This is a genomic window from Chroococcus sp. FPU101, assembly GCF_017312365.1.
GTDB lineage: Bacteria > Cyanobacteriota > Cyanobacteriia > Cyanobacteriales > Microcystaceae > Chroococcus.
On the sequence record NZ_BLJI01000018.1, the window covers coordinates 39,054 to 51,599 of the forward strand.

General features: G+C 37.2%; 13 protein-coding genes and 1 tRNA gene. 9 read left to right on the forward strand and 5 right to left on the reverse strand.

What is annotated here, in order from left to right; translation table 11 throughout:
• The first annotated feature begins 6 nt into the window (after nt 1-6).
• The 5 genes from CFPU101_RS15555 to msrA all read left to right on the forward strand — a co-directional run bounded on the left by CFPU101_RS15555 (nt 7) and on the right by msrA (nt 4,457).
• Nucleotides 7-1,494: a hypothetical protein gene (locus tag CFPU101_RS15555; RefSeq protein WP_206816252.1), complete on the forward strand. Its 1,488-nt coding sequence runs from the start codon at nt 7-9 to the stop codon at nt 1,492-1,494.
• A 32-nt stretch (nt 1,495-1,526) separates the two neighbouring features.
• The gene (locus tag CFPU101_RS15560) at nt 1,527-2,603 is read left to right on the forward strand and encodes an AI-2E family transporter (RefSeq protein WP_206816253.1); all 1,077 of its coding nucleotides are present in this window, start codon (nt 1,527-1,529) and stop codon (nt 2,601-2,603) included.
• Nucleotides 2,581-3,450 (forward strand): amino acid ABC transporter substrate-binding protein, encoded by an 870-nt coding sequence (locus tag CFPU101_RS15565; RefSeq protein ID WP_206816254.1) that lies wholly within the window; start codon nt 2,581-2,583, stop codon nt 3,448-3,450. Before CFPU101_RS15560 ends, CFPU101_RS15565 begins: the two co-directional genes overlap by 23 nt.
• 95 nt (nt 3,451-3,545) lie before the next feature.
• A complete protein-coding gene (locus CFPU101_RS15570; RefSeq protein WP_206816255.1) occupies nt 3,546-3,698 on the forward strand; it encodes a hypothetical protein in 153 nt (50 codons plus the stop codon).
• 96 nt (nt 3,699-3,794) lie between these two features.
• Nucleotides 3,795-4,457, forward strand: a complete 663-nt coding sequence (gene msrA, locus CFPU101_RS15575; protein WP_206816256.1) for a peptide-methionine (S)-S-oxide reductase MsrA — start codon at nt 3,795-3,797, stop codon at nt 4,455-4,457.
• A 57-nt stretch (nt 4,458-4,514) separates the two neighbouring features.
• Here msrA and CFPU101_RS15580 read toward each other — a convergent pair whose 3' ends face one another.
• Nucleotides 4,515-6,425 carry a right-handed parallel beta-helix repeat-containing protein gene (locus tag CFPU101_RS15580; protein ID WP_206816257.1) on the reverse strand — a complete coding sequence of 637 codons (1,911 nt, stop codon included), beginning with the start codon at nt 6,423-6,425 and terminating at the stop codon, nt 4,515-4,517.
• A gap of 245 nt (nt 6,426-6,670) precedes the next feature.
• On the opposite strand from CFPU101_RS15580, the gene CFPU101_RS15585 reads away from it, so the two are divergent.
• The gene (locus CFPU101_RS15585) at nt 6,671-7,492 is read left to right on the forward strand and encodes an alpha/beta fold hydrolase (RefSeq protein WP_206816258.1); all 822 of its coding nucleotides are present in this window, start codon (nt 6,671-6,673) and stop codon (nt 7,490-7,492) included.
• A 56-nt stretch (nt 7,493-7,548) separates the two neighbouring features.
• Here the strand turns inward: CFPU101_RS15585 and CFPU101_RS15590 are convergent, their stop codons facing one another.
• Complete coding sequence (locus CFPU101_RS15590; RefSeq protein ID WP_206816259.1) at nt 7,549-8,031, reverse strand: hypothetical protein; 483 nt, start codon at nt 8,029-8,031, stop codon at nt 7,549-7,551.
• Between the two features lie 342 nt (nt 8,032-8,373).
• Between CFPU101_RS15590 and CFPU101_RS15595 the strand changes: the two genes are divergently transcribed.
• Nucleotides 8,374-8,937 carry a signal transduction histidine kinase (STHK), LytS gene (locus CFPU101_RS15595; RefSeq protein ID WP_206816260.1) on the forward strand — a complete coding sequence of 188 codons (564 nt, stop codon included), beginning with the start codon at nt 8,374-8,376 and terminating at the stop codon, nt 8,935-8,937.
• Between the two features lie 18 nt (nt 8,938-8,955).
• Here the strand turns inward: CFPU101_RS15595 and CFPU101_RS15600 are convergent, their stop codons facing one another.
• Nucleotides 8,956-10,329 (reverse strand): hemolysin family protein, encoded by a 1,374-nt coding sequence (locus CFPU101_RS15600; RefSeq protein WP_206816261.1) that lies wholly within the window; start codon nt 10,327-10,329, stop codon nt 8,956-8,958.
• Nucleotides 10,330-10,379: 50 nt separating this feature from the next.
• On the reverse strand, nt 10,380-11,096 hold the full coding sequence (locus CFPU101_RS15605) for a hypothetical protein (protein WP_206816262.1): 717 nt from the start codon (nt 11,094-11,096) through the stop codon (nt 10,380-10,382).
• 75 nt (nt 11,097-11,171) lie between these two features.
• On the opposite strand from CFPU101_RS15605, the gene CFPU101_RS15610 reads away from it, so the two are divergent.
• Nucleotides 11,172-11,244 (forward strand) — tRNA-Ile (locus tag CFPU101_RS15610).
• 27 nt (nt 11,245-11,271) lie between these two features.
• On the opposite strand, the gene CFPU101_RS15615 is transcribed toward CFPU101_RS15610, so the two are convergent.
• Nucleotides 11,272-11,724 (reverse strand): hypothetical protein, encoded by a 453-nt coding sequence (locus CFPU101_RS15615; RefSeq protein WP_206816263.1) that lies wholly within the window; start codon nt 11,722-11,724, stop codon nt 11,272-11,274.
• Nucleotides 11,725-11,933: 209 nt separating this feature from the next.
• On the opposite strand from CFPU101_RS15615, the gene pyrE reads away from it, so the two are divergent.
• Nucleotides 11,934-12,533, forward strand: a complete 600-nt coding sequence (pyrE, locus tag CFPU101_RS15620) for an orotate phosphoribosyltransferase (RefSeq protein WP_206816264.1) — start codon at nt 11,934-11,936, stop codon at nt 12,531-12,533.
• Nucleotides 12,534-12,546: the final 13 nt, after the last annotated feature.

Consider the following 12,546-nt stretch of genomic DNA (forward strand, 5'->3'; position numbering starts at 1 on the left):
TCCCTGATGACCTCTAAACTTTTTGAAAACAGAAAATTGTCCCGTTTTGATCTAGCGGTAATGCTAACAGTGATTGCGTTGTGTACTGCGATCGCATTAATTCTTTGGCATGGTGATCAAACACCTTTACAGATTAACTATTTTAGTTGGGCTAGGGAAAAAATCGGGGTACAGGATCGTTATTTTACTTTAGGGTTTAATCGTCCTGTTGATCGAAAAAGTATTGAACAAAACTTAATCATTAACCCACCTTTACCAGGGAAAATCAGTTGGCAAGGAAATCAACTATTTTATACCCTAAACGAGTTACCTATTTATGGCACCCAATATCAATTACAGTTAAAAGAGGCAAGAGGCAGATTTAATCCTAATAATCTGTATGCTTTTAATGAAGTTTTTTCTAGTCGCGATCGAGTTTTTGCGTATATCGGTTTACAGGGTTCCGAACGCGGTAAATTAATTATCAGCACTTTAAATAAAACTAAAGATAAATTTACAACCGTCAAAAAAACAGTATTAACACCAGGGGATCTCGTTGTCACAAATTTTCGAGTTTATCCCAATGGGGAAAAAATTTTATTCTCTGCTTTCGATCCTGCTACTGTGGGTTTAGATGTACCTCGGCAACAACTTTATACAGTAACAACAGGACTCAGTTTTAAGACTACGACAAAAATACCCCCTAGTGGAAGAATTCAAAGACTTTTGGATGCACAAACCTATCAAAATCTTAAATTTGATCTTTCAAGTAATGGTCAAACGATTATTGTACAACGAGTCAATCATAATAATCCTGCCGATGCGGGTTTATGGGTTATTTTAGAAGATGGCGAACTGAGACCAATTGGAATACGAGGGGATGAGTTTTTACTTTCTCCAAATGGTCAAAAAGTAGCAGTTTCTCAACCAGGTGGGGTTGCGATGATTCCTTTAACTAAGAATGGAGGTTCACCCCAATTTTTATCAGGATATGAGAAAATTATCGAATTTTCTCGTGATGGTACAAAACAGATTATTGTAAAACTTAATTATGATTATAGTCGATCGCTTTATCAAATGGATGAGCGTCAAGAAGTCCGAGGAATTTTTAGGACAACGAATTCAATTTTAGGGTGTCAGTTTGAACCTAGACAGGAAAGAACGTTATATTGTCTCAAAACAGATTTAGTAATTGGGGATGATAATCGGATTAAAGAAGAACCTTATCTGACTATTGTAGACATTGCAACGGGTCAAGATCTTCCCTTATTAGCCTTACCAAATTCTCAAGATGTACAGATGAGTTTATCTCCAGACGGAAAAGCCTTATTATTTGATCAAGTCGTAGCCGTTACTAATCAGACGAATAATAATTTAAGGGGTACTAATGAACAAGCAATTGCTAATGGACAGTTGTGGATTTTTTCTGCACCACAAAACGTTAATTTCAAAAACTCCTCGACTATTACTACTCAAGAACTAAATACAGGTTTTAAACCTCGTTGGTTTCCTTAAAATTATTCAATAATTATTATTAGGTATTTACGGTGAAGTTTGGTCAGTGGCTTGGTTTTATAGTGTTTTTAGTTTCTCTTTATGTGCTATGGGAAATTCGTCAGTTATTGCTACTCATTTTTACGGCGGTTGTTTTTGTTGTTGCTCTCAATCGAATTGTTAAACAAATTCAACGATTTGGAGTTAGAAAAAACTTAGCAATTTTGCTCACACTCGTTTTAGGTGCAGTGATAGCCATCCTATTTTTTAGTTTAATTGTTCCACCATTTTTAGAACAATTTCAAAAGCTAATTGACCTCATGCCGCAAGCTTGGGAACAAATTCGGCGAGCGTATACGATTTTAAGACAACAACAAACTGAGTTAGAATGGTTGCCGCAAATTCCTCCTCTTAGTGATATTATTCAACAACAAATTCAACCCTTAAGTAGTAGGATATTCGCAAATTTCTTTGCGCTTTTTTCTAATTCTTTAACTATGGCATTACAATTTCTTTTTGTGCTGATTCTCATGTTAATGATTTTGATTAATCCGCACAAATATCGACAAAGTTTCTTACAATTATTTCCCTCTTTTTATCGCAGACGTGCCGATGAAGTAATGACACTTTCAGAAGAAGCTTTAGGAGGATGGTTAGTCGGCATTTTAATTAGTTCTACGTTTGTTGGTCTTTTAAGTGGGATGGGTTTATTATTTTTGCAAGTGAATCTTGTTTTAGTTCATGCACTGATGGCGGGGTTACTGAATTTTATCCCCAATATTGGCCCAACATTAAGTATAGTTTTTCCTTTAATGATTGCATTGATTGATTCGCCAATTAAAATTATTCCAATTGTTGTTTTATATTTTATTATTCAAAATGTAGAAAGTTATTTATTAACGCCAACTGTAATGGCTAAACAAGTTTCTTTACTTCCAGCTATTACTTTAATGGCTCAAATTTTCTTTGCTCAAACTTTTGGTATTTTGGGTTTATTACTCGCTTTACCTCTGACGGTTGTTGCTAAAACTTGGTTAGATGAGGTTTTATTTAAAGATATTTTAGATCAATGGCAACTCAAACCTAGTTTTTTAAGTCAACAAAAACATGAAGACCAAACATCTCTCTAAATTAATCCTTGCTTTTATCTTAATGGGTACGGCTTTTCCGAGTTCATTAAAAGCACAACCAACAACGGTTTTAGAAAGAATACAAGAAACGGGATTAATTCGAGTGGGAATTCGCGAGGATGCTGTTCCTTTTGGTTATCGAAATTCAGAAAATAATCTTTCTGGTTTATGTCTAGATTTTGTTAATTTATTGCGAACTAGACTACAAAAAGAATTACAGCGAAATATCTTGAGTGTTAAGATCTTTCAATCGACACTGTTTAATCGTTATGATTTAATCCAAGATCAAGTTATTGATTTAGAATGTGGCCCCAATACCATTCAAACAGAACCAATTGAAGGAGTTAGTTATTCTAAACCATTTCTAGTGACAGGCACCCAATTTTTGATTAGAAAACCAGAACGCTCTCAGTTTAATTTTAAAGGAACCCTTAATGGACTAACTATCGGGGTTTTGCGGGGAACTTCAACCGAAGCGTTTATTAAAGAGAATTATCCTTCAGCAACGATTCAACAATTTCAAGGCCCCACAGGAAGAGTTAGAGGAATTCAAGCTGTACAACGAGAAACAATTGACGCTTTTGTCAGTGATGGCATTTTGTTAATTGGTGAAGCAATTTTACTTAGGTTAAATCTAGATGAAGATTATGCGATTGTTCCCAGTCGTCCTTTAAGTTGCGAGTATTATGGCATGATTTTGCCCGCCAATGACCCACAATGGCAAACTATTGTTAATGAAACCATTGATGTAGCACGTTCACAATTGATTATTGCGGACTGGTTTAGTATTGTTAATACATATCTTCAAGAAACCAATATTAATTGTCCAAATCTCGATTTACAGTAATTTTACGGAGATTGATCAGTTCTTCTTGAAAAGTTTATAGATCCTTTCCTAAAAAACACTTAGAATAACAAAACAATAAGAAGGAGGATCGGGCTATGGAAAGAGTCATGTACCACTTGTCTATTCTAATCGCGAGTACTTCGATCGGATTATTTTTAATTTCTACTCATTTGATTAACGCAGAACAACGTAATATTACTGAAGCCTTATCTGAGGATACCTCTTTAACCTCAGTTTGGCTAAAATAATCCCTAACCCATCGATGGGCGGTAAATCACACTCCCAACCGAAACGAAAAGTGTGAAAAAATGTAAAGTAAAGCATTTAGATAAACGGTCATCGTTATGGTGTTATTTGGATTTGGCAAAAAATCGACTCTCCCTAAAGCAGAGGAAGCTTTACCTGGACGTTCTGAAAAGATGCCCGTTCCAGCAAGTCATTATGTGAATGGACATCCGCTTAAACCACCTTTCCCCGAAGGTCTAGAAACGGCGATGTTTGGCTTGGGTTGTTTTTGGGGTGCAGAACGCAAATTTTGGCAGCTAGACGGTGTATATACAACGGCTGTCGGTTATGCTGCGGGGCATACTCCTAATCCTACCTATCAAGAAGTCTGTACGGGCATGACGGGTCATAATGAAGTCGTGTTAGTTGTTTATGATCCTAAAGTGATTAGCTACGAAACCCTACTAAAAGTGTTCTGGGAAAGCCACAACCCCACCCAAGGAATGCGTCAAGGAAATGATTCAGGTACGCAATATCGCTCAGGTATTTATACCTATACTGATGAACTAAAGAAACTAGCCGAAGCATCACGGGAGATGTATCAAAAGGCTTTAAATGCGTCTAAATATGGCACAATTACTACAGAAATTTTAGATGCGCCTGAATTTTATTATGCTGAAGCGTATCATCAGCAATATCTCGCAAAAAACCCGAATGGTTATTGCGGGTTAGGGGGAACGAATGTCGAGTGTCCCATTCCTCTTAATGTTCAGTTGAATTAGATTTAGTTTGGTGGGGTCATACCCACCTCATTGAATTTAGCAAGATTGTCAGGTTAACTACGCAACACGACGACCCTCAAAATAACCCTGTTCAATATAATGTTCAGTCGCTAGAGTAGGATTACCCCCATAAGCACCAGCAACATCAGGGTTTAAACTCATATAGGAAAATGGATCGAATGTCACTTGTCTTCCTTCATTGCGCCCAGAGAAGAGATAATGATTAGATCCTGCTTCAAGATTATAGCTAAAGGCTTGAATTAGATCGCCGTGTGAGGCAAGATAACGATCGCTTGGGAATAAATTAGGGTTTCTTCCTTCATAAAAACCACTTGTCATGTAATGTTGTGTGGCGACTTCTGTATTTGTGCCATAGACACCTAACAAATCACTATAGGAATTGAGATAACGCGCAGGATCAAAAGAAGTGGTTGAACGACCCTCAAAATAACCATTTGTAATGTAGTGTTGAGTCGCCGCAGTTGTATTTAAACCGAAAACTGGAATGAGATCGGTATTAGAAGCCACATAGCGGTAGGGGTCAAAACTATCGGTACTCCTGCCTTCAAAAATGCCGTAGTTATAATAATGATTAAGTAAGGCTTGTAAATTGTCGCCAAAAATGGGAATGAGATCGGGGTTCGATGCGCCATATTCGGCGGGGTCAATAATGTATTCAAATGCACCGATATCAACCGTTCCGACAATCCGAGGATAACCATTACCCCGTTGATCAAAAGGAATCAGTTCACCTGTATTACCATTACCATTAAGGTCAAAGCTATCGGCACTTACTAAAACGTTATTTCCTCTATCAATAGCGGGACTACCATTGAGTAAAGCATGAGTTAACGTGATCCCACCATTATTCTGTAACGGGCTAAGTCTAGCATTAGGATTAATAATATCTGTGCCTGTTCCCAGTGTCCCCCCTAACTCTTGTTCAATACGACCTATTAAGTTATTCGCATTGCCATTCATATCTCCATCAAGATTGCCAAAAACACTGATAAAGACAGCAACATCTGGATTTTCATCACTAAAATTACCTGCAACGATCGTATTTTTTAGATTAACGGTTCCTCCATCAACATAAATACCACCGCCTTGAGTTGGATCAGAAAACTCAGTTGTAGAAATATTATTAGTAATAGTGCTGTTAGTAACGTTAACGAGTCCTTCATTAACTAAAATCCCTGCTCCACCATCATCCGCTTGATCTAAATTACTGCTAATGGTCGTGTTATTTAGTCCTAATGTAGCGAAAAAGTTGTAAATCCCTCCACCTAGATTGTAACTGATCGTGCTACTGTCGATAGTTGCTGTACTGGTACTGCCATAATTAGCCAATCCTACACCTCTATTGTCGCTGATGGTTGTATTGATGAGGAAAAGGGTTTGCTCATTTGTAATTCCTCCACCAAGCACACTGGATCGATTATTGATCACCGTACTATTAACAAGAGTTAATGTACCTTGATTATTAATTCCACCACCACCACCCCCACCAAAGCTAGAAGTTTCTAAACTGGTATTACCTGTAACGATCGTATTCGTTATAAACCCTTGACTTCCTAGGGTAATTTGAATACCTCCGCCCTCAATAATGCTCGATCCTCCAGTAATAATTAAATTATTGAGAGCTAAAGTAGATCTTTCATCATTATCAGAAGTACCAACCGTAAAAACTCGATCTCGTGTTACTAAACGTGAAGCATCGATGATCGCTGGTTGACCCTGAGCGACAATTGTTACATTCGCTCTATTGATAATATTTAAGTCGCCACCTCTAGTATCATCATTGATCGATGCTGCTGTCAGTTGATAGGTAGCACCACCTGTTAAGTTAATGACGTAAGCATTATTCGGATCATTATTAGCAATGATAATTGCATCTCGTAGCGATAAACCATTCGCTGCACTACCATCATTTTGATCATCTGTTGTATCGACAAATAGTTCAGTCATCTTCAAATAATAAATTAATTGGACAATCTTGCGTTTTGACTCGCGGTCAGCCTAAAGTTGATTTTCCTTCATTTAATTTATTGATAAAATATCCAAAAGAAATATAATTGAAATGATTTGTATTCAAAGTAGTATCTAAAAATGATTAACATACGTTTTAGATCATAAATCTCTCTTGAAAAAGCAATCATAAATAAAAAATAAAGATTTTTGACTTAGAATTGATATAGACTTTCTTTCTTCCCATGACGCAAATTTCCCCATTTTTCCTCAATGTAGAGATTCAAGGAAAAGGTGAGCCAATTTTATGTCTACATGGTCATCCAGGCTCAAGTAAGAGTTTATCTGTATTTACGGATCATCTTGCTCAACAGTATCAGACGGTTGCACCCGATCTTCGAGGATACGGAAAAAGTCGTTATCAGGGTAAGTTTAAGATGCAGGATCATTTAACAGATTTGACTGCACTTTTAGATCAAAATCAAATTGAGGAATGCTGGTTACTGGGATGGTCTTTAGGAGGAATTCTAGCACTAGAATTAGCTCTAGCGAATCCAAAACGTTTTAAAGGATTAATTCTAATTGCGTCGGCGGCGCGTCCTTTTGGCAATCATCCGCCGATTCGATGGTACGATTTAGTATTTACAGGAATTTCGGGTTTAATTAATGCAGTCAAACCAGGATGGCAATGGAATATTGAAACCTTTGGTAAGCGATCGCTATTCCGTTACTTGATTACACAGCAAACGCCGCAAGCCTATAATTATATTGCTTCTTATGGAACTCCTGCTTATTTACAAACCTCTCGCGCTGCCGAAAAAGCTCTCTTTGAAGCCTTGGGTTTAGGTTACAATCGCTTAAAAGATCTAAAAATCTTAGAGATGCCTTGTTTGGTTTTAGCAGGTGCAGATGATCGTCATATCACCAGTCGTGCGAGTCAAGAAACAGCAGAACATTTAAAAAATTGTACTTGGAAATGCTACCCTGATACAGCCCATTTATTTCCTTGGGAAATCCCTGAGCAAGTGCTAAATGATATTGATGATTGGTTAGAAATCAATCATTAATAGCAAACCCTATTTAGTTTGACTATCAAACTTCTAGAAGTGTTGATTTAGAACTACTATAATACGGTAAATTCAAGAACATCATGAGTTCCACCTCTTAAAACAGAATCAGTTTGTTTACCTCGTAAACGTTTGTCTAAAAATGTTTCTAGAAATCCTTGAATGGCACCCAAAGTATAAGTACAATTACGGCTAGATCCTTGAGGTTCACCTGCCGAGCAAATCGTTTCTTTGGTGTAAACTTGATAAACTTCTCCAACTTGAAGAATTTGATCGACGATGCACAAGCGTGTCCCTTCTTTTCCAATAGCTTCATTCACTCTTACTTTAATTTCATCCATCGTCATATTATCGGAAGCTTTCGCTAAACCCAGAGATTCAGCTAACTGTTTACCGCGCTTTCTTCCTGCTGCGACTAATGCGATCATTGCCGCTTTTTCACCTAGTGCATCTTCTAAACCGATAACAATTGCTTTTGTACAAACTATACTACTAAAGTCGCCTAAATCTGGTCGTAGTAATTCTTGAGCAACTGGCATAATTTTCTACCTTTCGTAATTACTATAGCTTCAATGAATCTTTTTGTGATTCAGTCTTAATTTTTATCTTAATAATTTATTTATTGATCTGAAACTGAGTATTTACTGATTTTATGTGTTTTTATGTAACGTAAGTAATTATTACTAAAAATGAATTAACACGATCGTTTATTCCTTAAGACGGACGGTAGGACAAGTCCAATTCGTTAGTCTGAAAAGGATACAGTGTTCTGTGTAATAGTGAATTGCTTCATGATGGCACAACGAGTAGCGATCACAATTTTAGATTAAATCTTCAGTTAACAAGTAATGCTCTTTTCTTTGGAGAAGGAAGAAAAAAATATGAGTGAAAATCTTAAACGTGCTGTTGGCATATTTAGCGATCCTCAAATCGTTGAAGACGCACTTAATGATATCAAAGCGTCGGGTTTTGACATGGATAAGGTTTCTGTAATTGCTAAACAGATAGACAAAGATACCCAGTTTGCCGACGCTCAAGTTAGTGGACACGTTGGTAGTAAAGAGGTCAAGGGGACGACGGGAATTGTTAAAGATACGGCTATGAGTGGGGTAATAGCTACCTTTTTAGTTGGTTTGAGTAGTCTTGTTTTACCCAGTATCGGCCCTGTGATTGCTGCGGGAACGGCGGCAGTTGCTCTTGTTGCTACCGTAGTCAGTAGCGGTGTAGAAGCAGCATCAATCGGTGATTTAGTCAAGGCTCTGGTTGAAAGTGGTATACCCGAAGAGGATGCCAAAGTCTATAGCGATCGTCTAATTGCGGGAGATCCTTTGATTATAGTTGATGGCAATGCGGAAGATCTTGAACAGGTAGCAGCTATTTTAGAAAAGCGCAAAATTCAAAATTGGGCTATCTATCCGAGCAAAAATCTTTCACAGGCTACATAAAACTTTACCATGTTAGTTTTATTCAGATAAATGATTAAGCTCATTTTCTGAGTTTTGATCTCCTACTGATTCTTGACGATGAATCCGAATTTGAGTTAAACGAGGCCCTTGGGCGGCGACAACTGCGAATTCTAAGTTATTGTAATTATAAATTTCTCCTTGATGAGGGATTTTTTGCAGTTCATAGAGTAAAAACCCGCCCAAGGTTTGATATTCATCGGTGACAGGTAAATCGATATTTAAAGCTTTGTTAACTTCTTCTAAATCCATTTGTGCTTGCACTAAGAAAGTGTCTTCGTCTATCTTTTGAACATCAACAGGTTCTAAATTATTATCATCGGATTCATCGCCGATAATTTCTGCAATGATGTCTTGTATTGTGATTAAACCCGATGTTCCACCAAATTCATCGATTAAAATCACCATTTTGGCGTTTGATTCCTGCATAATCGATAATAATTCACTTAAAGGGATGGATTCGGGATAAAAATTAACCGGTTTAATCCAAGATTGTAATAAAGTGTCATTAAGATTTCTACCTTGAGCTAAAGGCAAAGCCAAATCTTTAAATTCAATTACGCCTTTAATCTCATCTAATGAGTGTCCTTTAACTGGATAACGAGAATAGCCACTTGCGGAAACTTCTTCTAATAAATCCTTAAATGTAGCCTCTTTTTCTACAGCCGCAATTTGAGTTCGTGGAATCATAATTTCTTCGGCTGTTACTTTTTTGAATTCAAAGACGTTATTAATAATTTCTCGTTGCTCTTCTTCTAAACCCATTGATACTTCATCAGTACTAATCATTAATTGTAATTCTTGTGGAGTGACGCGATCATGCCATCTTGTATCTGACGAACGAATCCCCAATAAACTGAGTAAAAAACGGGTCGATTGATTTAAAATCCAAATAAAAGGATTAAATACTTTTGCAATGACTCCGATGGGTAAGGCTAAGATTTTGGCTAGTTTTTCGGCATAGATGAGAGCGACTGATTTGGGGCAAAGTTCGCCTAAAATAATCTGTAAATATGCAATTAAAAAAAATGCGATCGGAATCGAAAAAGCATGAGCATAAAACTCAGATGTTTGTGGAGATAGTGGCAGACGTAAGATACAATCTTTGACTAAAGTTGCCATTGTACTTTCGCCGATCCACCCCAAAGCCAAACTCGAAAGCGTAATGCCAAGTTGAGTGGTTGATAAAAGACGATCTAAACTTCTTTGTAATGATTGTACCGTTTGGGCTAATAGATCTCCACTTTCTACGAGTTGTATAATTCGAGAACGCCGTACCGAAACAATCGAAAATTCTGCCGTCACAAAAAAAGCATTGAGAAAAATTAATAAGAAAACTAAAGATAATCTTAAAATAATATCGTCAGTAGTCATTTAGATAAAAGAGATAATCTCTGGAATTCGGATATTTTTTCAGACAATCATTAATTTGCTATTGCCTGCTCTGATGAACTAATTGGAATATTAGAAATATCAAGTTTCAGTTTTTGTTCAGGATAATCTGTTAATTTTAAAGAAATTAATTTACTATTTTTTTCAATTAAAGCGATCGGAATTTCAACTGTTCCTTTAAAGGTTTCGCCATTTGCTGGAATTTCACTAGGTAAGCCTTCAGTAATCGCGCTTAAGATTTGTCCTTGATTATCTTGAACTTCTAAAAAACTGTAAAGAAATTGTATGGTTTGGTTACCTTCATTTTTAAGACTAATATCAAAAATTAGAGAGTCTCCTTGATAACTGGCTTTCGTAATCTCTAAAGTCATTTTTTTATCTTGAACTTTTAAGGGAAAATTGAAGGTAAGATCTTGATTTTTTGAGGCAGTGGCTTCAGTTTTTTCAAGTGAAGAGACGGGTTCAGTTTCCTTTTTCGGCTCATTCTTGGCTTTAGATTTTGTTTTTTGATTTTGGATGTAGGTTTCTACTTTTTTAATAATTTGCTTTTCATTAACGGGTTTGAAAGCTTGAGGGCGGGCTGTCTGTGAAGCCGATGTCGAAAACTTCTTGCTAGGATTGACATCGGGGGAACTGACTCCTTTGATTGCCTCAGCCCCTAGTTTATAGGCTAACACAGCACTTCCAATGCCTGCTCCTAAAATAGAAACTAAGATAGCAAGGGTCAGTTGATACGTTTTAATTTTCATTTTAGCGATCGCCGTTCTTTGGACTTAAATACTCAAAGCTTAATTAAACAGGATATAATACACTGAGAATAATAACCAGGGTTGGCCGAGCGGTTGAGGCAGCGAACTCATAATTCGCGCAAGGCAGGTTCAACTCCTGCACCCTGGATCGAAGAGTCGAACCCGTAACAAACGGTTAGGGACTTAAATAAGAAGGATCATCTTGAATTGAACTATTAAAAGGATTGGGTGCATCCTGAGTTCTCAGACGTGGTTTATTAAATTCTTGCTCTTTAAAATAGGTATACAACGCCCCTACAAGTTTCCCATCTCTAGCAATAAGATTATCTAGAAACGATCCAGGGAAAGTCCGTGCGCCAAATATATTATTAATTTGTCCTGAGATACCCGTAATATCATGAAAGGTTCCAGTATTGTGATTAAAGGCTCGATCAAATAAGGTAGAAAGATCATTATTGAGCATACCACCATCTAGGGTAGCAGAAAAATTACTATCACTGAGTTGTGTATCTTCCTGTTGAGCGACTTCAAAGGAAACTTCATCGGCTCTAACCCCAGGGGCTAAAATAAGAGAGGTTACTAAAAGACTGGGAATCCAAAGACCCAGATTTTTTCTAATGGCCATCATTTGCTCCAAATGTTTAAAGATGTTAAGAAAGTTGCAACAACATCATCGGTTTTGTCGGGTATTTTACGTGAATTTATCTAAGTAAATTTATTTAAAATCCTAATAAAACAATAGATGAAATGTTGAACCAGCTTGACCCAATTGTAGCCGATCAATTAATAAAATTGAATCAAATTAAATGATATTTTGAACCACAAAAAATGAAATTTATGTCTAATTTTTCAGTAGCGATCGCATCTCGTCCCGCCCTCCGTGAATTTCTGCTCAATTTACTCCTTCAGTTAGCCTATCGAGAAGGTGATTTTGTTTTATCTTCTGGGCAAAAAAGTTCCTATTATATCAATGGCAAAGAAGTGACTCTTAATGCTGAAGGAGCCTTAGCCATTGGTCGTTTAATTTTGCCACTCCTGCCCCCACAAACCGATGCTGTCGCGGGATTAACATTAGGCGCAGATCCCATTGTTTCGGCGGTAAGTGTTGTATCAGCCTATGAAGCTCGTCCTATTCCAGCATTAATTATTCGTAAAGAAGCCAAAGGTCACGGAACTAAAGCCTATATTGAAGGGCCTACACTTTCTTCGGGTGCTAAGGTAGTGGTTCTAGAAGACGTTGTAACCACTGGAAAATCAGCCTTACAAGCCGTTGAACGCTTAAAAGACGCGGGGTATGTCGTCGAACAAATTATTGCTTTAGTAGACCGAGAACAGGGTGGCGGGGAACTTTATGAGTCCTTGGGGCTTAAATTCCAAGCTTTGTTTTCGATTCGGGAACTACAACAACGATATCAGGAGTTGTCAGTTAGTAATTGATAATAGTTAGGAT